The sequence below is a fragment of the Streptomyces sp. LMG1-1-1.1 genome (assembly GCF_040815545.1).
In the GTDB taxonomy this organism is placed as follows: Bacteria; Actinomycetota; Actinomycetes; order Streptomycetales; family Streptomycetaceae; genus Streptomyces.
Genome location: NZ_JBFPNH010000017.1, coordinates 1 through 24,339 on the forward strand (window position 1 = coordinate 1; position 24,339 = coordinate 24,339).

General features: G+C 70.1%; 24 protein-coding genes, 2 tRNA genes and 1 pseudogene. 7 read left to right on the plus strand and 20 right to left on the minus strand.

The window, feature by feature from the left end; genetic code table 11:
* The 5 genes and pseudogenes from MRBLMG1_RS08025 to MRBLMG1_RS08045 form a co-directional block, all read right to left on the minus strand.
* A pseudogene (locus MRBLMG1_RS08025) lies at positions 1 to 565 on the minus strand (hypothetical protein); the annotation flags it as partial.
* On the minus strand, positions 562 to 1,200 hold the full coding sequence (locus tag MRBLMG1_RS08030) for an aminodeoxychorismate/anthranilate synthase component II (RefSeq protein ID WP_367822175.1): 639 nt from the start codon (positions 1,198 to 1,200) through the stop codon (positions 562 to 564). The pseudogene MRBLMG1_RS08025 and the gene MRBLMG1_RS08030, both read right to left, overlap by 4 nt.
* Positions 1,197 to 1,358 carry a hypothetical protein gene (locus MRBLMG1_RS08035; RefSeq protein ID WP_367822177.1) on the minus strand — a complete coding sequence of 54 codons (162 nt, stop codon included), beginning with the start codon at positions 1,356 to 1,358 and terminating at the stop codon, positions 1,197 to 1,199. Before MRBLMG1_RS08035 ends, MRBLMG1_RS08030 begins: the two co-directional genes overlap by 4 nt.
* A gap of 64 nt (positions 1,359 to 1,422) precedes the next feature.
* Complete coding sequence (locus MRBLMG1_RS08040) at positions 1,423 to 2,127, minus strand: class E sortase (RefSeq protein WP_367822179.1); 705 nt, start codon at positions 2,125 to 2,127, stop codon at positions 1,423 to 1,425.
* A gap of 23 nt (positions 2,128 to 2,150) precedes the next feature.
* Positions 2,151 to 2,918, minus strand: a complete 768-nt coding sequence (locus MRBLMG1_RS08045) for a DUF881 domain-containing protein (protein ID WP_367822181.1) — start codon at positions 2,916 to 2,918, stop codon at positions 2,151 to 2,153.
* Between the two features lie 140 nt (positions 2,919 to 3,058).
* Between MRBLMG1_RS08045 and crgA the strand changes: the two genes are divergently transcribed.
* Positions 3,059 to 3,313 carry a cell division protein CrgA gene (gene crgA / locus MRBLMG1_RS08050; RefSeq protein WP_367822183.1) on the plus strand — a complete coding sequence of 85 codons (255 nt, stop codon included), beginning with the start codon at positions 3,059 to 3,061 and terminating at the stop codon, positions 3,311 to 3,313.
* Positions 3,314 to 3,607: 294 nt separating this feature from the next.
* Here the strand turns inward: crgA and MRBLMG1_RS08055 are convergent, their stop codons facing one another.
* Both MRBLMG1_RS08055 and MRBLMG1_RS08060 read right to left on the minus strand, forming a co-directional pair.
* Complete coding sequence (locus MRBLMG1_RS08055; RefSeq protein ID WP_367822184.1) at positions 3,608 to 4,492, minus strand: rhomboid family intramembrane serine protease; 885 nt, start codon at positions 4,490 to 4,492, stop codon at positions 3,608 to 3,610.
* A gap of 22 nt (positions 4,493 to 4,514) precedes the next feature.
* Entirely contained in the window at positions 4,515 to 5,042 is a 528-nt protein-coding gene (locus MRBLMG1_RS08060; protein WP_367822186.1) for a peptidylprolyl isomerase, read from the minus strand.
* A 194-nt stretch (positions 5,043 to 5,236) separates the two neighbouring features.
* On the opposite strand from MRBLMG1_RS08060, the gene MRBLMG1_RS08065 reads away from it, so the two are divergent.
* Positions 5,237 to 5,947 (plus strand): DUF5324 family protein, encoded by a 711-nt coding sequence (locus MRBLMG1_RS08065; protein WP_367822188.1) that lies wholly within the window; start codon positions 5,237 to 5,239, stop codon positions 5,945 to 5,947.
* A gap of 150 nt (positions 5,948 to 6,097) precedes the next feature.
* On the opposite strand, the gene MRBLMG1_RS08070 is transcribed toward MRBLMG1_RS08065, so the two are convergent.
* Positions 6,098 to 6,478 (minus strand): DUF6344 domain-containing protein, encoded by a 381-nt coding sequence (locus MRBLMG1_RS08070; protein ID WP_367822190.1) that lies wholly within the window; start codon positions 6,476 to 6,478, stop codon positions 6,098 to 6,100.
* A 267-nt stretch (positions 6,479 to 6,745) separates the two neighbouring features.
* Positions 6,746 to 6,818: transfer RNA gene (locus MRBLMG1_RS08075), tRNA-Ala, on the minus strand.
* Between the two features lie 128 nt (positions 6,819 to 6,946).
* Between MRBLMG1_RS08075 and MRBLMG1_RS08080 the strand changes: the two genes are divergently transcribed.
* Both MRBLMG1_RS08080 and MRBLMG1_RS08085 read left to right on the plus strand, forming a co-directional pair.
* Entirely contained in the window at positions 6,947 to 7,495 is a 549-nt protein-coding gene (locus MRBLMG1_RS08080) for a helix-turn-helix domain-containing protein (RefSeq protein WP_367822192.1), read from the plus strand.
* Between the two features lie 64 nt (positions 7,496 to 7,559).
* Positions 7,560 to 8,873 carry a serine/threonine-protein kinase gene (locus MRBLMG1_RS08085; RefSeq protein ID WP_367822193.1) on the plus strand — a complete coding sequence of 438 codons (1,314 nt, stop codon included), beginning with the start codon at positions 7,560 to 7,562 and terminating at the stop codon, positions 8,871 to 8,873.
* Positions 8,874 to 9,001: 128 nt separating this feature from the next.
* Here the strand turns inward: MRBLMG1_RS08085 and MRBLMG1_RS08090 are convergent, their stop codons facing one another.
* From MRBLMG1_RS08090 to dnaA, 11 genes are all read right to left on the minus strand, one after another.
* A complete protein-coding gene (locus MRBLMG1_RS08090; RefSeq protein WP_367822195.1) occupies positions 9,002 to 10,297 on the minus strand; it encodes a hypothetical protein in 1,296 nt (431 codons plus the stop codon).
* Between the two features lie 106 nt (positions 10,298 to 10,403).
* Positions 10,404 to 10,538, minus strand: coding sequence for a DLW-39 family protein (locus MRBLMG1_RS08095; protein ID WP_003958712.1), 135 nt, complete (start codon positions 10,536 to 10,538; stop codon positions 10,404 to 10,406).
* A 158-nt stretch (positions 10,539 to 10,696) separates the two neighbouring features.
* Positions 10,697 to 10,770 (minus strand) — tRNA-Ile (locus MRBLMG1_RS08100).
* A 98-nt stretch (positions 10,771 to 10,868) separates the two neighbouring features.
* Positions 10,869 to 11,453, minus strand: coding sequence for a DUF3566 domain-containing protein (locus tag MRBLMG1_RS08105; RefSeq protein WP_367822197.1), 585 nt, complete (start codon positions 11,451 to 11,453; stop codon positions 10,869 to 10,871).
* Positions 11,454 to 11,559: 106 nt separating this feature from the next.
* Positions 11,560 to 14,175, minus strand: a complete 2,616-nt coding sequence (gyrA, locus tag MRBLMG1_RS08110) for a DNA gyrase subunit A (RefSeq protein ID WP_367822199.1) — start codon at positions 14,173 to 14,175, stop codon at positions 11,560 to 11,562.
* Between the two features lie 41 nt (positions 14,176 to 14,216).
* On the minus strand, positions 14,217 to 16,247 hold the full coding sequence (gyrB, locus tag MRBLMG1_RS08115; protein ID WP_367822200.1) for a DNA topoisomerase (ATP-hydrolyzing) subunit B: 2,031 nt from the start codon (positions 16,245 to 16,247) through the stop codon (positions 14,217 to 14,219).
* A 356-nt stretch (positions 16,248 to 16,603) separates the two neighbouring features.
* Positions 16,604 to 17,155: a DUF721 domain-containing protein gene (locus MRBLMG1_RS08120; RefSeq protein WP_367822202.1), complete on the minus strand. Its 552-nt coding sequence runs from the start codon at positions 17,153 to 17,155 to the stop codon at positions 16,604 to 16,606.
* Positions 17,152 to 18,273 (minus strand): DNA replication/repair protein RecF, encoded by a 1,122-nt coding sequence (gene recF, locus MRBLMG1_RS08125; protein ID WP_367822204.1) that lies wholly within the window; start codon positions 18,271 to 18,273, stop codon positions 17,152 to 17,154. The genes MRBLMG1_RS08120 and recF overlap by 4 nt, the downstream gene beginning before the upstream one ends.
* A gap of 59 nt (positions 18,274 to 18,332) precedes the next feature.
* Positions 18,333 to 19,211 (minus strand): phosphogluconate dehydrogenase (NAD(+)-dependent, decarboxylating), encoded by an 879-nt coding sequence (gene gnd, locus MRBLMG1_RS08130; RefSeq protein WP_026058396.1) that lies wholly within the window; start codon positions 19,209 to 19,211, stop codon positions 18,333 to 18,335.
* A 110-nt stretch (positions 19,212 to 19,321) separates the two neighbouring features.
* Positions 19,322 to 20,452: a DNA polymerase III subunit beta gene (gene dnaN / locus MRBLMG1_RS08135; RefSeq protein WP_015034855.1), complete on the minus strand. Its 1,131-nt coding sequence runs from the start codon at positions 20,450 to 20,452 to the stop codon at positions 19,322 to 19,324.
* A gap of 862 nt (positions 20,453 to 21,314) precedes the next feature.
* Positions 21,315 to 23,087 (minus strand): chromosomal replication initiator protein DnaA, encoded by a 1,773-nt coding sequence (dnaA, locus tag MRBLMG1_RS08140; RefSeq protein WP_367822207.1) that lies wholly within the window; start codon positions 23,085 to 23,087, stop codon positions 21,315 to 21,317.
* Between the two features lie 397 nt (positions 23,088 to 23,484).
* Here dnaA and rpmH point away from each other — a divergent pair, with 397 nt between their 5' ends.
* From rpmH to yidD, 3 genes are read left to right on the plus strand one after another with little or no spacing between them, the layout of a single operon-like run.
* Positions 23,485 to 23,622, plus strand: coding sequence for a 50S ribosomal protein L34 (gene rpmH / locus MRBLMG1_RS08145; RefSeq protein ID WP_006381191.1), 138 nt, complete (start codon positions 23,485 to 23,487; stop codon positions 23,620 to 23,622).
* Positions 23,623 to 23,643: 21 nt separating this feature from the next.
* Complete coding sequence (gene rnpA / locus MRBLMG1_RS08150) at positions 23,644 to 24,015, plus strand: ribonuclease P protein component (RefSeq protein ID WP_366303017.1); 372 nt, start codon at positions 23,644 to 23,646, stop codon at positions 24,013 to 24,015.
* Complete coding sequence (gene yidD, locus MRBLMG1_RS08155; protein ID WP_367822211.1) at positions 24,012 to 24,338, plus strand: membrane protein insertion efficiency factor YidD; 327 nt, start codon at positions 24,012 to 24,014, stop codon at positions 24,336 to 24,338. Before rnpA ends, yidD begins: the two co-directional genes overlap by 4 nt.
* Position 24,339: the final 1 nt, after the last annotated feature.

A 24,339-nucleotide genomic window follows, 5' to 3' on the forward strand; every position in this document is an offset into this window, starting at 1 on the left:
CGGGGGCGGCGCCCCGGCTCCTGCCGCGGCCGCCCTTCGCGGCGGCACGGCGCCGCTCGGCCCGCCCGGGCCCCGGAAGGGGCTCCACGGCCCGTAGGGGCATCGTCTCGTCACGCCGGGCCCGCGGGGGCTCCACGGGCTCCTCCGCCGCGTACGGCTCGTCCACGGGCTCGTGCGGGGCCTCGTAAGCGGCTTCCGCCCCGTACCCGTCCCCATAACCGGCCCCCGGCTCGCGCACGGCCTCGTAGGGGACCTCGTACGGGACCTCGTAAGCGGGCTCGTACGGAGCCGTCGGCTCGGGCGCGTACGCCGCCTCGGACGACGGCTCATAGGCCGAAGGCTGCGGCTGCGTCTCATAGGCGGACGGCTGCGCCCGCGGCTCATAGGCCGAAGGCTGCGGCTGCGTCTCGTAAGCGTGCGGCTGCGGCTGCGGCTGGGACTCGTAGGCCGACGGCTGCGCCTGGGGCTCGTACGGGGTGGGCTGCCCGTACCCGTACGGGTCCGCGGGTATCGGCTCGGGTTCCGGCGTGTCCGACGCGCGGAACCACGGCGAGCCCGTCGTCACGCGACGGCCTTGCCCACCACCGGCGCGAGCCCCGCCGACCTGCCGACCGCCCCCTTGTCGCCGCACTGCTCCAGCCAGTTGGCGAGCATCAGGTGGCCGTGCTCGGTGAGGACCGACTCGGGGTGGAACTGGACGCCTTCGACGGGAAGGTCGCGGTGGCGGAGGCCCATGATGATGCCGTCCGCGGTGCGGGCGGTGACCTCGAGCTCGGCCGGCAGCGCGGCGGGCTCGGCGGCCAGCGAGTGGTAGCGGGTGGCGGTGAACGGCGACGGCAGGCCGGCGAAGACGCCCTGGCCCTCGTGCGTGACGAGCGAGGTCTTGCCGTGCAGCAGCTCGGGGGCCCGGTCGACGACACCGCCGTACGCCACGGCCATCGACTGCATGCCGAGGCAGACGCCGAAGACGGGCACACCGGTGGCGGCGCAGTGCCTGACCATGTCGATGCAGACGCCGGCCTGCTCCGGGGCACCCGGGCCCGGCGAGAGCAGGACGCCGTCGAAGCCGTCCTGAGCGTGGCTCAGCTCGACCTCGTCGTTGCGGAGGACCTCGCATTCGGCGCCGAGCTGGTAGAGGTACTGAACGAGGTTGAAGACGAAGCTGTCGTAGTTGTCGACGACGAGAATTCGCGCGCTCACTGGCCGTCCACCGTCACATCGTTGAACGGAAGCAGCGGCTCCGCCCAGGGGAACACGTACTGGAAGAGGACGTAGACGACCGCGAGGCCCAGCACGATCGAGAGCAGCGCACGTACCCACGCGTTGCCCGGCAGATGCCGCCAGATCCAGCCGTACATGACGTCGACCGCCCCTTCCGTTCGTTACGGGGACCAGAGTACGGGTCGCCGGGGCCGGACAGGGTCAGCTGTCCAAAGCCTGTGGACGACCGTCGGTCACCGGCTGCGTGGCGTCGAGATGCGCCCAGACGACCAGCCGGTGACTGCTGCCCCACTCGGGGTCGCAGGTGGTGAGGGTGAGGTAGCGGCCGGGCCCGTCGAAGCCGGACTTCCCGGGGACGGGGTCGACCACGGCGACGTCGCCGGGCACGGTCCGGTAGGGGCCGCGGTCGATCCGGTACGTGAACCAGGTCGTCCCGTCGGTGAGGACGACCGCGTCGCCGGCACGCAGCCGCGGGAAGTCCTTGAAGGGGTCGCCGTACGTGCGGCGGTGGCCGGCGACGGCGAAGTTCCCGGTCCCGCCGAGTCGTCCGCCTGCCGCGTAGTGCCCGAGGCCCTTCTTGAGGACGCCGGTCCCGGTGCCTTCGAGCACGGGCCACTTCCAGTCCGCCCCGAGCCGGGGGACGTACATGACGGCGATGCCCTTGCCGGGGACGTACGGCGCCACGCGCGCGGGGGCGGGTCCGGGTGCGGCCGGGACGTCGGTGGCCGGGACGTCGGTGGCAGGGAGGGGGGCGGCCGCCCATTCCCGCTGGAGGGTGTCGATCTGGGCGGCGCCGGCGATGCCGGCCTGGACGCCGGTCCAGTACAGGACGTACACGACGAAGAGGACGATGAGGGTGCCGACGGTGAGGCACAGCTCGCTGAAGGTCCTCACGACGAGACGCAAGCGGCCCTCCCGCTCTCCCGCTGTCAGCTCACCGGCTGCGCGTAGTGGAGGTCCACTGTGCCCGAGTAGCCGGGAAGAGTCACCGCCCTGTGCTCGTCGACTTTCCAGCCGAGCCCGTACGCCTTCACGTACAGCTGGTAGTTCTGGATCGCCGGGGACTCCGCGAGCGCCTTCGTCAGCTTCCCGCGGTCGCCGACGGCGGTGACCTTGTACGGGGGCGAGTAGACGCGGCCCTGGAGGATGAGGGTGTTGCCGACGCAGCGCACGGCGCTGGTGGAGATGAGCCGCTGGTCCATGACGCGGATGCCCTCGGCGCCGCCTTGCCACAGGGCGTTGACGACGGCCTGGAGGTCCTGCTGGTGGATGACCAGGTCGTTCGCCTGCGGCTCGGGGTAGCCGGGGGCGGCCTGGGCGTTGGGCGGGGCGTCGTTGAGGGTGACGGTGAGGCCGGAGCCTTCGACCTCGGTGGTCCCCGCGGCGGCTTCGAGGGCGTCGAGTTTCGCGTCCTCCGCGCGGGTGGATCCGTCGTCGCGGGCGGCGAGGGCGTCGACCTCGGAGCGGAGGGCGGCGGTGGACTCGTCGAGGCCGGCGTTCTTGTGGCTGCGTTCCTCGATCAGGTCGGACAGCCTGAGCAGCGAGGCGTCCGTGCGGATGTTGGTGCCCTTGGCGGTGTTGAAGCTGGTGACGAAGATCAGTCCGGCCAGGGCGAAAACGGCAAGGGTCAGCACCCGGACGGGGCGCCACCTCGTGGTGCGGCCCGGCCTTTCGGGAGTGTCGGCGGAATTGCTCAACGTACCCTGATCCCCTTCGGTGCCGCGGAACCACTACGCTAACGGACGCCCGGGGGACGCAGTCGTCCTCCTTCGTCACATCCCGGCGCCAGCCACAGTTCCCTGCGCGGTCACGCAGCGCATCGACAGGAGAGTCCCTCGTGCCGAAGTCACGGATCCGCAAGAAGGCCGACTTCACGCCCCCGCCCGCCAAGCAGGCCACCAACATCAAGCTGACGAACCGCAGCTGGGTGGCGCCCGTGATGTTGGCGCTGTTCGCCATCGGGCTGGTGTGGATCGTGGTCTTCTACGTCACTGACGGCTCCCTCCCGGTCGAGTCGATCCGGAACTGGAACATCGTGGTGGGCTTCGGCTTCATCGCGGCCGGCTTCGGCGTCTCCACGCAGTGGAAGTAGTGGCGGCGTAGCGGCCGTACCGGCTGCTCGTCAAGCTCTCCCCTGAACTTATCCACAGCGTTGTGCACAGCACTGGATAACTTACGAAGATCTGTGGATAACTCGCACGAGGTTGACGCCGGTATGACCGGAATCACCCTTGGCGCAACGCGCTACGCCCCTCACCTCCCTGGAGAAACACCAGGTCAGAGCCGAGGGGCGTAGTCTTTCCCCACCGCGGGGGAAAGATTCGCCACACGCTGTGGATAACTCTGGGGAAAGCTCACAGAAGAGCTCTTCCACAGCCCGGTGCGCTCAGGTGAGCGCGGCGGAGCGGGCGAACACGATCCCCAGGTCGATCAGCAGCACCGCGCCGCAGGCCGCGTACTGCACGAGGTCCCTGCGGGCCCGGGGCGCGTGCACCATCGCGTACGTGACGAGGGCGCCGGCCACCAGGCCGCCGACGTGCGCCTCCCAGGAGATCCCCGGACGGGTGAACGTCATCAGCAGCGACAGGGCCACGAAAAGGACCACCGGCCGCATGTCGTGGCGCCGCCGGCGGGCGAGCACCACCCAGGCGCCGATCAGGCCGTAGACGATGCCGGAGGCCCCGAGCGAGGGCTGGTTGGGCTCGGCGAGCAGGTAGGCCAGGACACAGCCCGAGAGCCCTGAGAGCAGGCACAGCGCCGCGAACCGGATCCGGCCGAGCTCGGGCTCGACGATCCCGCCGATCACCCACAGCCCGAGCACGTTGAACAGGATGTGCCAGACCGCCTGGTGCAGGACGGCCGCGGTCAGCAGCCGGTACCACTCCCCGTCCGCGACGCCTACGACCTCGCCGAGCACCGGGCTGAAGGCGTAGCCGATGAGTTCCAGCTCGGCGACGAGCCGGTCCCCGACCAGCAGCACCGCGAGGAAGACCGCGAGGTTGATCCCGATGAGGATCTTGGTGACGAAGCGGTCGTCCGTCGCCACCCGGCCGCCCGCGAGCGTCCGGGGCTGGTTGGCGTCGGCCGCGTGGCCGGTTCCCGAGCCGCCGCGCACGCAGTCGGGGCACTGGAAGCCGACGGAGGCGGAGACCATGCACTGCGGGCAGATCGGCTTCTCGCAGCGCGTGCAGCGGATGCCGGTCTCGGTCTCCGGATGGCGGTAGCAGCGCGGCAGACCGGCGTGCGGTGCCCCTGAAGGTCGCGGGTCCATGGGAGGTGCCGTCCCTTCCGCCTCAGCGCTTCTCGATCACCACGGACTCGATGACGACGTCCTGGACCGGACGCTCGGTGTGCGGGTCGGTCGCGGTGACCGCGATCGCGTCCACGACCTTCCGGCTCTCCTTGTCCACGACCTCGCCGAAGATGGTGTGCTTGCGGTTCAGCCAGGTCGCCGGGGCGACGGTGATGAAGAACTGCGAGCCGTTGGTGCCGGGGCCGGCGTTGGCCATGGCCAACAGGTAGGGGCGGTCGAAGAAGAGCTCCGGGTGGAACTCGTCGGCGAACTCGTAGCCGGGGCCGCCGGTGCCGTTCCCCAGCGGGTCGCCGCCCTGGATCATGAAGCCCTTGATCACCCGGTGGAAGGCCGTGCCGTCGTAGAGCGGGTCCGAGGAGACCGTGCCGGTGGCGGGGTGCGTCCACTCGCGCGCACCCGTGGCGAGTTCGACGAAGTTCCGGACCGTCTTCGGGGCGTGGAACGGCATCAGCCGCACCTCGATGTCGCCCAGACTCGTCTTGAGGATCGCGTACTGCTGCTCGGCCACGGTCGCCTTCCGTCCACATCGGGTCGCGTCATGTCACGTCTGTCTCTGGCCCGATCCTCGCATGCCCCGGTCACCGGCCCGCCATGCCCCGGATGCCCGCCCCGCATGCCGGACCGCGATCCGAGGGGCATGATTCCGAAAAGGATGGAAAGGTGAAAAACCGACAGTCGTCGCCACCGAGGAGGAGGAATCCCGTGACCCGCATGGAGAGCGTGCGCGCCGCGACAGATTCGGCGAAGGAGAGCGTCCTGCACGCCGCGGAAGTGGTGGCGCCGTACGCCGGCACGGCCAAGGACCAGGCCACGCACTACGCGCACGAGGCGCGTGTCGCGCTCGCGCCGAAGGTATCGAAGGCAGCACGGATGTGCCGAACACAGGCTCGTGCGCAGTACGACTCGTACGTCGCACCGCATGTACCGCCGCGGGTCGACGCGGCCGCACAGCGTGCGGCGGTCAAGACCCGCCAGGCCGCCCGTCAGGCGACCGACTACACCGTTCCGCGTGTCGAGCACGCGGTCGCCGCGACCGGTCCCGTCTTCGAGGAGGCGGGGTCGCGTTCCACCGCCGCCTGGGCCGCACTGCGCGGTCAGGTGACGCCGGAGGAAATCCGGAAGATCGTGAGGAAGCACGAGCGCCGGGCCAAGGCCGGACGCCTCGCCAAGGGGCTGCTCGTCCTCGGCGTGGTGGTCGGCGGCATCTTCGCCGCCTGGATGTGGTGGGACAAGCAGGCCAATCCCGACTGGCTGGTCGAACCGCCCGCTCCCACCGAAGTGGACGAAGAGGGGACCGTGCTGACGTCCGTCGACGACAGTGGCAGTTCCCTCGACCCCGAGGTGGAGGCCAAGGAGACCGAGGCCGAAGCCGCGGCCGAGGCGGAAGCCGACGAGCGCGACAAGCGACGCTGACCGACCGGGGTCCTGCTGGGTGATGCCTGGATGCTGCCGGGTGACGCCTGGATCCTGCGAAGCGAGATCCTGCGGAGTACCGCGGGTCCCGCCGGAGTGATGCCGAGCGGAGTACGGGTGCGGGGAATGCGCGTGTCGTCTCCCCGCACCTCACGCCGCCGCTGCGGCGAGGGCCAGGTCCGTCAGCGCGGCCGGGTCGCTCTCGGTCACGGCCGTGGCGGACGACCGCTGGCGCGCGGAAGGGGAGGAACCGTGGGCCTCGGCCGCGATGCGCTGCTTGATGGTGGGCGGCAGCGAGCGGTCGCCGGCGAGCGGCCACCGGTGCGTCCGCTGTGCCGGTACGGAGGCGAGCGCCCGCTCGCCCGTGGTGGCGGGTGCGACGGCGGCGGCGGGGCCGGCCGGCTCCTCGGGCTGCTGCACGGCGGGCTGCTGGGCCGCGGCGGCGGTGCCCGCCAGGCCGACGGAGGCGAGCAGGGCGAAGAGGACGGAGATGAAGGCGGTCCAGAACTGCTTGACCTTGGCGGTGGCCATGACCCCTCACTTTCGTGACGTTCTCGGATGGTTCATTTCGGATTGCGCGCTTTTCGTACCTTCCTCATGATGTGGATGCGCGCCCGATTTCCGCGGACCGACGCCACCGCCGCGCAGTTCTTCCGATGAACACCACCCGTACGGGCCAGCACGGGCCCGCTCCGCACGGGGCGCCGCGGCCACCCGTCGTCGGACCGGCCCGGAGAACAGGGCAAAGAAAAATCCCCCTCGACCGCGTTTCCGCAGGTCGAGGGGGATTTTTCCGAGTGGAGCCTAGGGGAGTCGAACCCCTGACATCTGCCATGCAAAGACAGCGCTCTACCAACTGAGCTAAGGCCCCGGAACGAGGACAGCGTACCCGGTCACCCCCCATGTCCGGCAAAAGGATTGGGACTCCCGGTCGGCGACCACTCTCCGTAAGATGCTGACCAGGTTCGCAGTGGCGAACCTCAGGGATGGGGAGAAGTGATGGACACAGCGCAGCAGGAAGCCACGGCAAGAGCCAGAGAGCTTCAGCGCAGTTGGTACGGGGAGCCGTTGGGGGCGCTCTTCCGCCGGCTGATCGACGACCTCGGGCTCAACCAGGCCAGGCTCGCGGCCGTGCTCGGGCTCTCCGCGCCCATGCTGTCCCAGCTGATGAGCGGCCAGCGGGCCAAGATCGGGAATCCCGCCGTCGTCCAGCGTGTCCAGGCCCTCCAGGAGCTCGCCGTCCAGGTCGCCGACGGCAGCGTCAGCGCCGCCGAGGCCACCGACCGGATGGACGAGATCAAGAAGTCCCAGGGCGGTTCCGTTCTCACCGGCACGAGCCAGCCCACCCCCGGTTCGGGCGCTCCGACCGTGCGCCGCGTGGTCCGCGAGATCCAGTCCCTGCTGCGCTCCGTCGCCGCCGCCGGCGACATCATCGACGCGGCCGACTCCCTCGCCCCCGCCCACCCGGAACTGGCAGAGTTCCTCCGGGTGTACGGCGCCGGGCGCACCGGGGACGCGGTCGCGCACTACGAGTCGCACCAGAACTGACGCGGATCCCGGCAACCGGGCCGGCACCGCCGACAGACGACGCACGGGGAGCGGGCACAGCGCGATGGGTGAGGTCTTCGCTGGTCGGTACGAGCTGATCGACCCGATCGGACGCGGTGGGGCGGGCGCGGTGTGGCGGGCCTGGGACCACCGGCGCCGCCGTTACGTGGCGGCCAAGGTGCTCCTCCAGAGCGACGCGCACACGCTGCTGCGCTTCGTCCGCGAGCAGGCACTGCGGATCGACCATCCGCACGTCCTCGCCCCGGCCAGCTGGGCCGCCGACGACGACAAGGTCCTCTTCACCATGGACCTGGTGGCCGGCGGCTCCCTGGCGCACGTGATCAACGACTGCGGCGCGCTGCCGCCCCGACTCGTCTGCGCCCTGCTCGACCAGCTGCTCTCGGGTCTGGCCACGGTGCACGCCGAAGGCGTCGTGCACCGGGACATCAAGCCCGCCAACATCCTCATGGAGGTCACCGGGACCGGGCGCCCCCACCTGCGGCTCTCCGACTTCGGCATCTCCATGCGCAAGGGCGAGCCCCGGCTCACCGAGACCAACTACGTGGTGGGGACGCCCGGTTATTTCGCGCCCGAGCAACTCATGGGCGCCGAGCCGGACTTCACCGCCGACCTGTTCGCCGTCGGCCTGGTCGCGCTCTATCTGCTCCAGGGCCGCAGGCCCGACTCCCAGGCCCTGGTCGAGCACTTCGTCACCCACGGCACCCCGGGCGCCCCCGAAGGCATCCCGGAGCCCCTGTGGCAGGTGCTCGCCGGGCTTCTGCAGCCCGACCCCCACGCCCGGTTCAGGACGGCCACGGGCGCGCGCAAGGCCCTGAACGCCGCCGTCGAGATGCTCCCCGAGCCCGCCCCCGGAGAGCAGCCGATCGAGATCCGCGACCAACTCGGCCCGCTGCCCGCCGGCTTCGGGCCGCTGGGCCCGACGGGCCTCACCGCACCGGAGGTCCCCGCCGTGCGGACCGGCGCGGCCGACACGCCTCCGCTGCCGGCGACCGTGCCCGGCCCCGTACCGGCGCCGCAGCAGCCCCAGCAACCCCATCAGCAGGTCCAGACCCCGCTCCAGCCCCCGCAGCAGCCGCTGCCGGGCGCCTCCGAGACGGGCAGCTTCCACCTGCCCCCGCCGGTCCCTCATCCGACCCCCTCCTTGGACCAGGCCCCCACGTCCGCGGCACCGTACGGACGAACAGCCCCTACTCATCCATACACCGCTCGACCCGTCGAGGTTCCCGGTCGGCCGGCCGAGCCCGCGCCGCTCGCCCCGGTACGCCGACCGGGACCGCCCCCGAAGGTGACGGTCCCGGTACTCCTGCTCGCCCTGATCTGCTTCGCGGTCGGCTTCTGGGCCCTCACCCAGACCTGAGCCCGCCCCGGAGGCGTGCCTGAGCCGCCGCGCCCCGGAGGCCCGCCTAAGCCGCCGCGCCCCGGAGGCCCGTAAGCCACCGCGCCTCCGGAGACCCGCTTAAGCCTGCGCCCGCCCCGGAGACCCGCTTAAGCCGCCGCCCGCCTCCGTGCCACCAGCGTCCACGCGCCGAGTCCGAGGAGCAGGACGGTCCCGCTGCCGATGCCGGCCGCCGCGACGAGCCGCATGGAGGAGCTCTGCTCCGCCGCGAGCGCCCCGCTCGCGCCGCTCGCGGCCGCTTCCCGGTCGTCGGCGGTCACCGCGAACGGCCCGGCGTCGCCGTCGTACCCGGGCTCGGCCTTCTTGGTGCCCGTGAGGTTGACCCGCAGCGTCAGCGGTACCGGCTTGTCGCCGTACTCCTGGGCGATGGCCGGGTTGAGCGTGGCGGACAGGTAGTACCAGCCGGCGAAGCGCATGCCGCTCGTGGCCTCGTCGTACGCGGTCCGGTTCTCGTGGGCCACCGGCCGCTGCGGGCCGAGGTCGATCGTCGCGGGCTTGCCGTCGTAGCTGCCGGTGTTGTCGTCGACGTGCCCGAGCGCCGGGTTCTCCAGGGAGAGCACGAGCGCGTAGCTGACGTACTCGTCGGCGGCGGCGCTGCTGCCGAGCTCGGCGGTGGCGTAGAGCTGCTGTCCCCAGTCGACGGGTACCCGGTAGAAGAGGGTCTGGCCGGGCCGGATGTCGGACCGCCACTCGCCCTGCGTGAGCGAGGTGGCGTCATGGACGCCGGAGCCGCCCTGCCGCGGCTTGGGGCCGCCCGTCGGAGGCGCGGGCGTGCCCGAGGCCCAGGCCTCGGGGAGCGCGGTCGGCCCGGCCTTCTTGAGGGGCGGTTCGGACAGGTGCCGGATCTCCAGCTCCCAGTCGTCGGGGGAGGACGTCGCCTTGGACTCCCGCTCGACCGACACGTAGAAGGCGCCGGCCTTCTGGCAGGTGGAGCTCTCGGCGTCGACGATCCGGCGGGCGTACGCGGCGAGGGGCCGCGCGTAGGCGGCCGACGAGAAGGAGACCTGCTGGTAGCCGCACTCGGTGCCGGTGCCGTCCTGCATGCTCACCCGGAAGCCGTCGCCGTACTCCACCTTGCCACCGGCCTTGGGGACGGCGACGACGGACACGTACGCGTTCCGCTTGTCGTCGAGGTCGACCCGGTAGTAGACCTTGCCGTCCTTCTTGAGGGTGCCTCGGTAGGTCCGGCCGGGCTGCAGGGCTGCCGCGTCCGAGCTCGAAGCGGCTCCCTGGAGGCGCTGGGCGGTGCTGTCGAAGGTGTACGGCGGGAGCGCGGGCCCTTCGGCCGCCTGCGCCTGGCCGGGCAGCGCGGCCACGGCGCCCATCGCGGCAGCCGCCGTGAGCAGGGCCCCCGCCCTCCGGCCGATGCCGGCCTGCGTCTTCACACGAGCTCCTTCTCTTCACTCAAGCAAGTGATCGCATTGCTCAGGCAAAGCAAAGCCCCGGCCCGCTCTCGCGCGGCCGGGGCTTCACCCACAGACGGTCTTCGTCTCAGACACCGGAACCTGCGGGCACGGAGTCGGTCGCCTCCGTCCACAGGTCCTGCTCGGCGCGATCCGCCTGGATCTGGCGGTACACGAGGAGCCCGCCGATGGCGGCCAGTGCGACCAGGAGAAGCTTCTTCACCGCGCGACCTCGTCTTTCGTTGACGTAGGAGACTTCTGACGCCCACTCTACACATCGACCGATACCGATCGGTGACCTGTGCGAGCTTCAAACCTTCAACCGGCCGCGGACAAACAAATCGACCCGGACGGAGGAACCGTCCGGGTCGATCTTTACTGTGGGGCTAACAGGATTTGAACCTGTGGCCTCATCCTTATCAGGGATGCGCTCTAACCAACTGAGCTATAGCCCCGCCGCGCTTTGCGGTGTGTGTCCCGCGCGCTGACTCCTGAACATTAGCGCACGTGGGGGCCAGTCCCAAAATCCGAATCCCGGGACGGCCCCCCGGGCCTACTCGTCCTCGGCGAGCGTGAGCTCGACACCGCCCACGAAGCCGGCCGACAGGTTGTAGATGAACGCGCCCAGCGTCGCCAGGGCGGTCATCAGGACCACGTCGATCACGGCGATCACCGAGGTGAACATCAGCACCCGCGGCAGCGACAGGAACGACTGCAGGTCGAAGCCGTTGGACTCGTTCGAGCCCGTGGCCTCGCTGATCGTGCCGCCGACCGTCGAGAAGACGCCCATGGCGTCCATGACCATCCACAGCACCGCCGCGGCCACGACCGTGCAGATGCCCAGCGCGATGGAGAGCAGGAAGCTCACCTTCATCACCGACCACGGATCGGCCTTGGCCACCCTCAGCCGCGCCTTGCGCGTACGGGGCGTGGTGCGCGCCCCCGTACGCGGCCGGCGCACGGCACCGGTCTGGCCGCCCGCCGTACCGCCCTGCCGCCCGGCGGCCGGCGCCGGAGCGCCGTACGCCTGCGGAGGGTGGTACGCGCCGCCCTGCTGCTGCGCTCCCGCGCGCTCGCCGGGCAGCGGCCCGTTGTACGTCTCGTACGACGAGGGCTGCTGCCCCCGAGTGTCCGTCACCGCTACCCCCTGGGAGTCCGTGGCGGGGCCACGGGCGCCGTTCGCTCCAGCACCAGCAGAAGCTCCGGCGGCCGCCGATCCGGCGCCCGTGGCTCCACTCACGCTCTTACTCCTCGTGCTCCCCGGCCGAGGGCTCGGTGCCCTCTGCCTCGACTGCCTCGGCTTCGATCACCGCTGCCTCGGTCGCCTCGACGGCGCCCTCGGCATCGTCGTCGACGTCATCGTCGTCGCTGCCGGCCTCGGCGTTCCGTGCGATGCCGACGACGGCATCGCGCTTGCCCAGGTTGATCAGCTGGACGCCCATGGTGTCACGGCCGGTCTCCCTGACTTCGTTGACTCGCGTACGAATCACACCGCCGGACAGCGTGATGGCGAGGATCTCGTCGGTCCCCTCGACCACCAGCGCGCCCACGAGCGAACCACGGTCCTCCACGATCTTGGCGGCCTTGATACCCAGGCCGCCTCGACCCTGGACGCGGTACTCGTCGACGGGGGTGCGCTTCGCGTACCCGCCGTCGGTCGCGGTGAACACGAAAGTACCGGGCCGGACGACATTCATCGAGAGCAGTTCGTCGTCCTCGCGGAAACTCATGCCCTTCACACCCGACGTGGCGCGTCCCATCGGGCGCAGCGCGTCGTCCGTGGCGGTGAAGCGGATCGACTGCGCCTTCCTGCTGACCAGCAGCAGATCGTCCTCCGAGGAGACCAGTTCGGCGCCGATCAGCTCGTCGTCGCTGCCGTCCTCCCGCTCGCGCAGGTTGATGGCGATGACGCCGCCCGAGCGGGGCGAGTCGTAGTCCTTCAGCGCGGTCTTCTTCACCAGGCCGGCCTTGGTGGCGAGCACCAGGTACGGCGCGGCGTCGTAGTCGCGGATCGCCAGGATCTGGGCGATCTGCTCGTCCGGCTGGAAGGCCAGCAGGTTGGCCACGTGCTGGCCGCGCGCGTCCCGTCCGGCGTCCGGCAGCTCGTAGGCCTTGGCCCGGTAGACCCGGCCCTTGTTGGTGAAGAAGAGCAGCCAGTGGTGGGTGGTGGAGACGAAGAAGTGGTCGACGATGTCGTCCTGCTTCAGCTTCGTGCCCCGCACGCCCTTGCCGCCGCGCTTCTGCGAGCGGTAGTCCTCGGTCTTCGTGCGCTTCACGTAGCCACCGCGCGAGATGGTGACGACGATGTCCTCCTCGGCGATCAGGTCCTCGATGGACATGTCACCGTCGAAGGGCACGAGCTTGGAGCGGCGGTCGTCGCCGAACCGCTCGACGAGGGCGGCGAGCTCCTCGCTGACGATCGACCGCTGGCGCTCCGGCGAGGCCAGGATCGCGTTGTACTCGTTGATCTTCGCCTGGAGCTCGTCGTGCTCGGCGACGATCTTCTGGCGCTCCAGGGCGGCGAGTCGGCGGAGCTGCATCTCCAGGATCGCGTTCGCCTGGATCTCGTCGATCTGCAGCAGGTCCATCAGGCCGCCGCGGGCGACCTCGACCGTGTCACTGCGGCGGATGAGCGCGATGACCTCGTCGATGGCGTCCAGCGCCTTGAGGAGGCCGCGCAGGATGTGCGCGCGCTCCTCGGCCTTGCGCAGCCGGAACTTCGTCCGGCGGACGATGACCTCGATCTGGTGCGTCACCCAGTGGCGGATGAACGCGTCGAGCGAGAGGGTGCGCGGCACGCCGTCGACGAGCGCCAGCATGTTCGCGCCGAAGTTCGTCTGCAGGTCGGTGTGCTTGTACAGGTTGTTCAGGACGACCTTGGCGACGGCGTCGCGCTTGAGCACGATGACCAGGCGCTGGCCGGTCCGGGACGAGGTCTCGTCGCGGACGTCGGCGATGCCGCCGACCTTGCCGTCCTTCACCAGGTCGGCGATCTTCTGCGCGAGGTTGTCGGGGTTGGTCTGGTACGGCAGCTCCGTGACCACCAGGCACTGGCGGTTGTGGATCTCCTCGACCTCGACGACCGCGCGCATCGTGATCGAGCCACGGCCGGTGCGGTACGCCTCCTCGATGCCCTTGCGGCCGACGACGAGCGCGCCGGTCGGGAAGTCCGGGCCCTTGATCCGCTCGATCAGCGCGTCGAGGAGCTCCTCGTGGCTGGCGTCGGGGTGCTCGAGCGCCCACTGCGCACCGGCCGCGACCTCGCGCAGGTTGTGCGGCGGGATGTTGGTCGCCATGCCGACCGCGATGCCGGCGCTGCCGTTGATCAGCAGGTTCGGGAAGCGGGACGGCAGGACCGTCGGCTCCTGGTTGCGGCCGTCGTAGTTGTCCTGGAAGTCGACGGTCTCCTCGTCGATGTCCCGGAGCATCTCCATCGACAGCGTCATGAGCTTGCACTCGGTGTAACGCATGGCGGCGGCCGGGTCGTTGCCCGGGGAGCCGAAGTTGCCGTTGGAGTCGACGAGCGGCATGCGCATCGACCAGGGCTGGGCGAGGCGGACGAGCGCGTCGTAGATCGAGGAGTCGCCGTGCGGGTGGTACGTACCCATGACGTCACCGACGACGCGGGCGCACTTGTAGAAGCCCTTCTCGGGCCGGTAGCCGCCGTCGTACATCGCGTACAGCACGCGCCGGTGGACGGGCTTGAGGCCGTCGCGGACGTCGGGCAGCGCGCGGGACACGATGACGGACATCGCGTAGTCGAGGTACGAGCGCTGCATCTCGGTCTCGAGCCCGACGGGCTCGATCCGCAGCACGGGCTCCTGCTCTTCGGTGGTGCCGGGGGTGTTTTCGTCGGCCATTGCTGGTCGTCAGTCCTTTCGTACGGTCAGCTGAGACCGACTCAGATGTCGAGGAAGCGAACGTCCTTGGCGTTGCGCTGGATGAACGAGCGCCGTGCCTCGACGTCCTCGCCCATCAGCACCGAGAACAGGTCGTCGGCCTGCGCCGCGTCGTCCAGGGTGACCTGGCCGAGGACGCGGTGCTCGACGTCCATGGTGGTGACGCGCAGCTCCTCGGCGTTCATCTCGCCGAGACCCTTGAAGCGCTGGATCGAGTCTTCCTTGATCCGCTTGCCGTTCTGCTTGCCCAGCTCGACGAGCGCGTCCCGCTCCCGGTCCGAGTACGCGTACTCGAAGTCGTCCCGGCCCCACTTGATCTTGTAGAGCGGCGGGCGGGAGAGGTAGACGTGGCCGGCCTCGACCAACGGCCGCATGAAGCGGAAGAGGAAGGTCAGCAGCAGGGTGTTGATGTGCTGACCGTCGACGTCGGCGTCCGCCATCAGGATGATCTTGTGATAGCGGAGCTTCTCGATGTCGAAGTCCTCGTGCACACCGGTGCCGAAGGCGGAGATCAGCGCCTGGACCTCGGTGTTCTGCAGGATCTTGTCGATCCTGGCCTTCTCGACGTTCAGGATCTTGCCGCGGATCGGCAGGATGGCCTGGTACATCGGGTTGCGGCCGGACTTGGCCGAGCCGCCGGCGGAGTCACCCTCGACGATGAAGATCTCGCACTTGGCCGGGTCGTTCGACTGGCAGTCGGACAGCTTGCCCGGCAGCGACGCCGACTCGAGCAGGCCCTTGCGACGGGTCAGGTCGCGCGCCTTGCGGGCGGCCACGCGCGCGGTGGCGGCCTGGATCGACTTGCGGATGATGTCCGCGGCCTCGACCGGGTTGCGGTCGAGCCAGTCGTTGAGGTGCTCGTAGACCGCCTTCTGGACGAAGGTCTTCGCCTCCGTGTTGCCCAGCTTGGTCTTGGTCTGCCCCTCGAACTGCGGCTCGCTCAGCTTGACCGAGATGATCGCGGTCAGACCCTCGCGGATGTCGTCGCCCGTGAGGTTGTCGTCCTTCTCGCGGAGCAGCTTCTTGTCGCGCGCGTACTTGTTGATCAGCGAGGTCAGCGCCGCACGGAAGCCCTCCTCGTGCGTGCCGCCCTCGTGGGTGTGGATGATGTTGGCGAAGGAGTACACGCCCTCGCTGTAGCCGCTGTTCCACTGCATCGCGACCTCGAGGGACAGGGCCTTGTCCTTGTCCTCCGCCTCCAGGTCGATGACGGTGGGGTGGACCAGCTCGCCCTTGCGCGAGTTGAGGTACTTCACGAAGTCGACGATGCCGCCCTCGTAGTGGTACTTCACCGTGCGCGCGGCCGGCTCGGCGGCCGCCTCGGCGTCCGGGTCGTCGGCGCCGACGGTCGCCTTCGCGGACTCGCGCTCGTCGGTGAGCGTGATCGTGAGGCCCTTGTTGAGGAAGGCCATCTCCTGGAAGCGCCGCGAGAGCGTCTCGAAGGAGTACTCGGTCGTCTCGAAGATGTCCGGGTCGGCCCAGAAGGTCACCGACGTGCCGGTGTCGGCGGTCGCCTCGTGCTGGGCGAGCGGGGCCGTCGGGGCGCCCATCTTGTAGTCCTGCGTCCAGCGGTGGCCGTCCGTCTTGATCTCGACGGAGACCTTGGTGGACAGGGCGTTCACGACCGACACACCGACACCGTGCAGACCGCCGGAGACGGCGTAGCCGCCGCCGCCGAACTTGCCGCCCGCGTGCAGCACGGTCAGCACGACCTCGACGGCCGGCTTGCCCTCGGAGGCCACGATGCCGACCGGGATGCCTCGGCCGTTGTCGACGACGCGCACCGCGCCGTCGGCCAGGATCGTCACGTCGATGGTGTCGGCGTGGCCGGCCAGGGCTTCGTCGACCGAGTTGTCGACGACCTCCTGCACCATGTGGTGCAGACCGCGCTCGCCGGTCGAGCCGATGTACATGCCAGGGCGCTTGCGCACGGCATCCAGGCCTTCGAGGACCTGGATGTTGCTGGCGGTGTACTGGTTGTTCTCGTTGGGGTCGCCGGAATCGGCCACGAAGCGCCCTTTCTGGCACAGCACAGGCCGTTCTCCGGGCATACGGGAGCGGCTGCGTCGTTCGACTTGTTCCGCAGGGTGGCGGGATTGTCTCCCAGTCTACCGGTAGCGCCGACACTCATGGGGGTTTGCCGGTACCTGAGTCCGCATGTGCCGCCCTGCGCGGGCGCGAGACGACTCCCCATATCCGGATAGGGGCTTCAGAGCCCCCTGGCGGCCACCCAGCGCTTCGAGGAGTAGCAGGCTGTGGGCAATCGCTCCTAGGTCCCCTCGGACGGGGTTCGGGGGGAGGTGGGCACGGCCCACCGGCGCGGCTGGGCACCGCCTACCCGCGCGGCTCCGTTCCGACCGGACCCGCGCCCCGGGAAGCCACCCGCGGACTACCCGTACGTGTCCCCGGGCCCCACGGACCCCGGCGCCCGCAGCGGCCCGTACCCGCGCCGCGGCGCCCCCGGCCCCAGCACCTTGATCAGCCGCACGGTCCCGTGCCCGAGGTCCTCGTTGAGGCGGGCCACGAGCGTCGGCGCGAGCAGCCGCAGCTGCGTCGCCCACGCCGTCGAGTCGCACTGCACGGTCAGCACCCGCGCGTCCGGCTCGTCGTCGAACTTCAGCGGTACGCAGTGCTTCGCCAGGTCCTCGCCGACGATCTGCGGCCAGCGGCCCATGACCCCGCCGACCGCCGCGGGCGTCTCCCAGCCGCGCTCGGTGATCAGCCGGTTGATCGCGGCGCCGAGCGCCATCGGGTCGCGGCCGTCGGCGCGGGCGCCGGAGCGCAGTCCACCGCCCCGCCGGGCCTGCTTCTTCTGCTGGACGGCCGCGCCCCGCGCCTTCGCCTGCTCCTTCGCGGCGCGCAGCGCGACCCGCGCGAGGTCGACGCCGGAGTGCTCGGGGACGGCGGGCGCCGCCGCCTTGTCCACAGGCTGTTCGCTCATACCCGCTCCACCGTCCCGCCGGCCACCGCGTACCGCGTCCCCGCGAGGACACCCGGCACGTCGTCGTCCACCGCGGCCGTCACGAGGACCTGCTCGCCGTGCGCGACCAGCTCCGCGAGGCGCTCGCGCCGCCGCGCGTCGAGTTCGGCGAAGACGTCGTCGAGGACGAGGACCGGTTCGTTGCCCTCGGAGCGGAGCAGGTCGTACGAGGCCAGCCGCAGCGCCAGCGCGTACGACCAGGACTCGCCGTGGCTCGCGTACCCCTTCGCGGGCAGGTCGCCGAGCTTGAGCTGCAGCTCGTCCCGGTGCGGTCCGACGAGCGTGACGCCCCGCTCGATCTCCTGCTTGCGGACCTCGGCGAGGGCGGCGATCAGCTGCTCGTACAGCTCCTCGCGGGTGTGCCCGGCGCCCGGCGCGGAGGGCCGGTACTCCAGGAGGATCGGGCCGCCGCCGGGCGCGAGCTGCTCGTACGCCTTGTCGGCGAGCGGCTGCAGTACGCCGATGAGGTCGAGGCGCTGGGCGAGCAGCTCGGCGCCCGCCCTGGCCAGGTGCTGGTCCCAGACGTCGAGGGTCGACAGGTCCATGCCGCGGCCGCCGTGCCTGCGGGCCATGGCCGCCGACTTGAGGAGCGTGTTGCGCTGCTTGAGCACGCGCTCGTAGTCGGAGCGCACGCCCGCCATGCGCGGTGTGCGGGCCGTGATCAGTTCGTCGAGGAAGCGCCGGCGTTCGCCGGGGTCGCCCTTCACCAGGGCGAGGTCCTCGGGCGCGAACAGCACGGTCCGTACGATGCCCAGCACGTCACGCGGTCTGACCTGCGATGACCTGTTGATGCGGGCGCGGTTGGCCCGGCCCGGGTTGAGTTCGAGCTCGACCAGCTGGGAGCGCTCGCCCTGGGTGACGGCGGCGCGGATGACCGCGCGCTCCGCCCCCATCCGGACGAGCGGGGCGTCGGATGCGACGCGATGGCTGCCGAGGGTCGCCAGATAGCCGACGGCCTCGACCAGGTTGGTCTTGCCCTGGCCGTTGGCGCCCACGAAAGCGGTGACGCCCGGGTCGAGCGGAACCTCGACCCGGGCGTACGAGCGGAAGTCGGCCAGCGAGAGATGCGTGACGTGCATGGTGGGCGCCGACCTTCTTCCCCCGGCGGCTGTGCACCGCGGGGTGCACAGCCTGTGGATTACTTCTTCGTCTCGACCGCGTGGCCACCGAACTGGTTGCGCAGCGCGGCGATCATCTTCATCTGCGGGGAGTCGTCCTGCCGCGACGCGAACCGCGCGAACAGCGACGCGGTGATCGCCGGCAGCGGTACGGCGTTGTCGATGGCGGCCTCGACGGTCCACCGGCCCTCGCCGGAGTCCGACGCGTAGCCGCGCAGCTTGTCCAGGTGCTCGTCCTCGTCCAGCGCGTTCACCGCGAGGTCCAGCAGCCAGGAACGGATGACCGTGCCCTCCTGCCAGGAGCGGAAGACCTCGCGCACGTCGGTGACGGAGTCGACCTTCTCCAGGAGCTCCCAGCCCTCGGCGTAGGCCTGCATCATCGCGTACTCGATGCCGTTGTGGACCATCTTCGCGAAGTGGCCGGCGCCGACCTTGCCCGCGTGGACCGAGCCGAACTCGCCCTCGGGCTTGAGGGCGTCGAAGATCGGCTGGACCCGCGCCACGTCCTCGGCGGAGCCGCCGTACATCAGCGCGTAGCCGTTCTCCAGGCCCCAGACGCCGCCGGAGACGCCGCAGTCGACGAACCCGATGCCCTTGGCGGCGAGCTCCTCGGCGTGCTTCTCGTCGTCGGTCCAGCGCGAGTTGCCGCCGTCCACGACGATGTCGCCGGGGGAGAGCAGGTCGGCCAGCTCGTCGATGGTGGACTGGGTCGCGGCACCGGCCGGGACCATGACCCACACGACGCGCGGACCCTTGAGCTTGCCCACAAGCTCTTCGAGGCTGTGGACGTCGGCGAGGTCCGGGTTGCGGTCGTATCCGATGACGGTGTGGCCTGCGCGGCGGATGCGCTCGCGCATGTTGCCGCCCATCTTGCCGAGACCGACGAGACCGAGCTCCATCAGAGATTCCTTAAGCGTCGTGTGCGGTTTACCCGGGTCCGAGCCTACGCCCGGACCCGGGTGCACACCTGTGGGGTCAGCCGCTCAGGCGATGCCCCGAAGAACCGGGATCAACCGGACAGTCGCACCGGCATGATCAGGTACTTGTACGCCTCGTCCGCCTCGGCGTCCAGGGCGGGCTTGCCGCTCAGGAGGGCCGGCTTGGTGGAGGTCGTGAAGGAGAGCTGGGCGACCGGGGAGTCGATGGCGCTCAGGCCGTCGAGCAGGAAGGTCGGGTTGAAGGCGATCGAGATGTCGTCGCCCTCCAGCTGCGCGTCCACACGCTCCACAGCCTGTGCGTCGTCGCTGGAACCGGCCTCCAGGATCAGCACGCCCTGCTCGAAGCTCAGCCGGACCGGCGTGTTGCGCTCGGCCACCAGGGCCACACGCTTGACGGCCTCGACGAAGGGCGCGGTCTCGATCACCGCGACCGAGTTGAACTCGGTGGGGAAGAGCGTCCGGTACTTCGGCAGGTCGCCCTCGAGCAGCCGGGTCGTGGTGCGGCGGCCCGCGCCCTCGAAGCCGATGAGGCCCTCGCCCTTGCCGGAGCCGGAGAGCGCCAGGGTGACCGTGTCGCCGCTCGTGAGCGCCTTGGCGGTGTCCAGGAGGGTCTTCGCGGGCACCAGGGCGACCGCGGAGGCGTCCGGGGACTCCGGCTTCCACAGGAACTCGCGGACCGCGAAGCGGTAGCGGTCGGTGGAGGCCAGGGTGACCGTGTCGCCCTCGATCTCGATGCGCACACCGGTGAGGACGGGCAGCGTGTCGTCACGGCCGGCGGCGATGGCCACCTGCGCGGCGGCGGAGGCGAAGACCTCACCGGGGACGGTGCCGGTCGCGGTGGGCATCTCCGGCAGCGCCGGGTACTCCTCCACAGGCAGGGTGTGGAGTGTGAAGCGGGAGGAGCCGCAGACGACGGTCGCCCGTACACCGTCTGTGGAGATCTCCACCGGTCGGTTGGGGAGGGCGCGGCAGATGTCGGCGAGCAGTCGGCCGGAGACGAGGACGGTGCCGTCCTCCTCGACCTCCGCCTCGACGGAGACCCGGGCCGAGACCTCGTAGTCGAAGCTCGAGAAGCTCAGGGCGCCGTCCTCGGCCTTCAGCAGAAGGCCCGCGAGCACGGGCGCCGGCGGACGGGCCGGGAGGCTGCGGGCCACCCAGGCCACCGCCTCGGCAAGTACGTCGCGCTCCACCCGGATCTTCACCGGAACCGCCTCCTGCTTGTTGCTGGCTCTTCGTCGACTGCGGGAACCAGTCTGACGTACGCCGCCGACACTCGGTGCTGCTCGGGGTCAAGTCGCGACGAGAGCGCGTCGGAGCTCCGGCGCCGAGTTGTGCACAGGCCCCACTTCGAAGCGGATTCCTAGCTAACTCTAAGTGGGAGTAGTAGTAGGGCCTGTGGAAACGGTGGATAACGTCGTTTTCGCAGGTCAGGCCCAGTTTTTTGTCCACCGACCCTGTGGGTGGACCCCGTGGAAAACCAGGGGTATCTGTGGACACGGGAAAGTTCTGCACACCCCATGCACAGGCCAGTGGGAGTTCTCCCCAGCGCTGTCCCCAGCTTTCCCCAGGTTCCCCACAGCCCAAACGTCTCCCTTGGTGTGACCGCTTTCACTCGGCCCGGTGAGGGGGTGTGTTTTGTTGCCGAACAGTGGACAGCGGTGTGGAGAAGCTGTGGGCAACCGGCCGTCCCCTGTGGGCAGCCAGTGGACAACTTTCCGGACCCCCTGTGGACAAAATATTCATCCACAGGCTGTGGAGATCGTTTGCCAACAATTCCACAGGGGCCTGACCTGGGGTGATGGTCTGTCAACAGCGCAGCCTGTGGACACGTTCCGGATAACTCGACAGTCCCCACCCTGTGGACGGGAGATCATCCCCCAATCTGTGGAGAACCTGCCACCGGAACGGCGTAATCGAACAGCGGGCGCCCGTCCCGGGCCCGTACCCGGCGCGTACCCGCCCCGTCCGCGGCCCGCCAACGGCCCGACATCGGCCTCCGGAAACGCCGAAGGGCGCCCCGGGAGGTGTCCCGGAGCGCCCTTCGGAGGCTTTGGAGGGCCCGTGTCAGCCGTTCTTGATGCGGTTCGTGAGCTCGGTGACCTGGTTGTAGATGGAGCGCCGCTCCGCCATCAGAGCGCGGATCTTGCGGTCCGCGTGCATCACCGTCGTATGGTCACGCCCGCCGAACTGCGCGCCGATCTTCGGCAGCGACAGGTCCGTGAGCTCACGGCACAGGTACATGGCGATCTGCCGGGCCGTCACCAGGACGCGGCTGCGCGAGGATCCGCAGAGGTCCTCCACCGTCAGACCGAAGTAGTCGGCCGTGGCCGCCATGATCGCGGGTGCGGTGATCTCCGGCGAGCTGTCCTCGCCGCCGGGGATCAGGTCCTTGAGCACGATCTCGGTGAGCCCCAGGTCCACCGGCTGCCGGTTGAGGCTCGCGAAGGCCGTCACCCGGATCAGCGCGCCCTCCAGCTCGCGGATGTTCCGCGAGATCCGCGACGCGATGAACTCCAGTACCTCCGGCGGGGCGTTGAGCTGCTCCTGCACCGCCTTCTTGCGGAGGATCGCGATGCGCGTCTCCAGCTCCGGCGGCTGCACGTCGGTGGTGAGGCCCCACTCGAAGCGGTTGCGCAGCCGGTCCTCCAGGGTCACCAGCTGCTTGGGCGGCCGGTCGGAGGAGAGCACGATCTGCTTGTTCGCGTTGTGCAGCGTGTTGAAGGTGTGGAAGAACTCCTCCTGCGTCGACTCCTTGCTCGCGAGGAACTGGATGTCGTCGACGAGCAGGATGTCCACGTCGCGGTACCGCTTGCGGAACGCGTCGCCCTTGCCGTCGCGGATCGAGTTGATGAACTCGTTGGTGAACTCCTCGGAGCTCACGTACCGCACGCGCGTGCCCGGGTAGAGGCTCCGCGCGTAGTGCCCGATCGCGTGCAGCAGGTGGGTCTTTCCGAGACCCGACTCCCCGTAGATGAAGAGCGGGTTGTACGCCTTGGCCGGTGCCTCGGCCACCGCGACGGCGGCCGCGTGCGCGAACCGGTTCGAGGAACCGATGACGAAGGTGTCGAAGAGGTACTTGGGGTTGAGCCGCGCGTGCTGCTCGCCCGGAGCGCCGGCCCCGCCGCCCTGTCCGGACGACGACGCGCCGTGACCGCCCGGGCCGGGAACCGGACCGCCGCCCGGCCGGGTGCCGGGCCGGGCGCCGTGGTTCTGCGGGTCGGGCAGCTCGGCACGCTCCGGCCGCTGCTGCTCGTACCCGCGGGGCGGCTCGTCGTAGCGGGGCTGCCGCGACTGGTCCGGTCCGGTGTACGGCGCGCGCTCCTGGTAGCCGCCGAGCCGCGGCTGCTGCCAGGAGAGGTCCTCCTGGGTGCGCGGCCAGGCGCCGGGGTCGGGTCGCTGCTGTCCGTAGTCCGGATAGGCGGGGCGCGCCGTGGGCAGCCCGTCGCCGGGCATCGGCCGGTGGCCGTACCCGTCGTACTTCTCGTACGGCTCGGGCTGCGCGCGCTCGTCGTAGCGGGGCTGCTGCGGCTGCTGTGCCGTGGGCGCGGGCGGCGTCGGCTCGCCGACGGAGTCGTCGACGGTGATCGCGATCCGGATCGGCCGACCGCACTCACGGCTGAGCGTCTCGCTGATCAGCGGGGCCAGCCGGCCTTCGAGGACGCGCTTGCCCCATTCGTTCGGCACCGCGAGGAGCGCCGTGTCCGCGACCAGGGCGAGCGGCTGGCAGCGCTCGATCCACTGCTTGTCCTTGGACTCGATGCCCTGCTGGCCTTCGGCGAGAAGCTGCTCGAGGACCCGTGGCCACACTGCGGCAAGATCGGCAGGTACGTCAGCCACAGGGCACGCTTTCTCGCAGGTCCCACGATGGTGTGGTTCTCGGGGACAGTGGGTCGAAGTCCGTGAGGACGTGTCCGTTGAGGACAGGTGGGACAGAACGGCAAAAGATTGTGGAGACCGTCCACGGTAGTCGGGCCGCCTGACGTGGTTCAAGTTGTTGTCCACAGCCTGTGCACAATGGGGGGTGGCGACAAGTCGGTTTGACCGGATGGCGTAGCCGCGCGTACCGTACCCAGGTCGAGTTGTCGATGGCTGCTGCCGCCTGCCTCCGATGGGCAAAGATCACGGTCAGTGATCGTGAAGCGGTGCACTCGGGCGTATTGCGAGCTACTCGTGGGCGCACGGTGACAGCCAGGCGATGTCCCGCCACCACCCGAATCATTTCTGGAGCCCCCGAGTGAGCAAGCGCACCTTCCAGCCGAACAACCGTCGTCGCGCGAAGACCCACGGCTTCCGCCTGCGCATGCGTACCCGTGCCGGCCGCGCCATCCTGGCGAACCGCCGTGGCAAGGGTCGCGCGAGCCTGTCCGCCTGATCCACTTAAACAGGTCATGACGTGCTGCCTACCGAGAATCGGCTGAGGCGGCGCGAGGACTTCGCAACCGCGGTACGCCGAGGTCGCCGGGCCGGTCGCCCGCTCCTCGTCGTCCACCTACGCAGCGGTGCAACGGACCCGCACGCGCCTGGGGAGAGCGCTCCCCCGTCGCGTGCGGGTTTCGTCGTGAGCAAGGCCGTAGGCGTTGCGGTCGTGCGCAACAAGGTGAAGCGTCGCCTGCGCCACCTCGTCCGCGACCGGCTCGCCGAGCTGCCCCCCGGTAGCCTGGTGGTCGTACGGGCGTTGCCCGGAGCCGGCGACGCCGACCATGCACAGCTGGCCCGAGACCTGGACGCCGCTCTCCAGCGGCTGCTGGGAGGGGGCACGCGATGAAGTACCCGCTGCTGGCTCTCATCAAGCTGTACCAGTGGACGATCAGCCCGCTTCTCGGGCCCGTCTGCCGGTACTACCCGTCGTGTTCCCACTACGGATTCACGGCCATCGACCGGCATGGCGCGATCAAGGGCACGGCCCTGACCGCCTGGCGCATCCTGCGGTGCAACCCGTGGTCGCCCGGCGGTGTGGATCACGTTCCTCCGCGCAGGCGCCCCCGCTGGCACGAGATGCTGCGGAACGCGCTGCGCGGCGACAAGGGCGGGTCCCCCGCCGAGACGAGCCCGGCCGCCGAGACCTCGCCCAATGCTCAAGGAGCCTGAT

Coding starts and splice junctions, on each gene's coding strand:
- MRBLMG1_RS08035 (WP_367822177.1), bottom strand. CDS start 1,358: ATGTACGGCTGGATCTGGCGGCATCTGCCGGGCAACGCGTGGGTACGT.
- MRBLMG1_RS08055 (WP_367822184.1), bottom strand. CDS start 4,492: ATGGACCCGCGACCTTCAGGGGCACCGCACGCCGGTCTGCCGCGCTGC.
- MRBLMG1_RS08070 (WP_367822190.1), bottom strand. CDS start 6,478: ATGGCCACCGCCAAGGTCAAGCAGTTCTGGACCGCCTTCATCTCCGTC.
- MRBLMG1_RS08080 (WP_367822192.1), top strand. CDS start 6,947: ATGGACACAGCGCAGCAGGAAGCCACGGCAAGAGCCAGAGAGCTTCAG.
- MRBLMG1_RS08085 (WP_367822193.1), top strand. CDS start 7,560: ATGGGTGAGGTCTTCGCTGGTCGGTACGAGCTGATCGACCCGATCGGA.
- gyrA (WP_367822199.1), bottom strand. CDS start 14,175: ATGGCCGACGAAAACACCCCCGGCACCACCGAAGAGCAGGAGCCCGTG.
- MRBLMG1_RS08120 (WP_367822202.1), bottom strand. CDS start 17,155: ATGAGCGAACAGCCTGTGGACAAGGCGGCGGCGCCCGCCGTCCCCGAG.
- recF (WP_367822204.1), bottom strand. CDS start 18,273: ATGCACGTCACGCATCTCTCGCTGGCCGACTTCCGCTCGTACGCCCGG.
- gnd (WP_026058396.1), bottom strand. CDS start 19,211: ATGGAGCTCGGTCTCGTCGGTCTCGGCAAGATGGGCGGCAACATGCGC.
- yidD (WP_367822211.1), top strand. CDS start 24,012: ATGAAGTACCCGCTGCTGGCTCTCATCAAGCTGTACCAGTGGACGATC.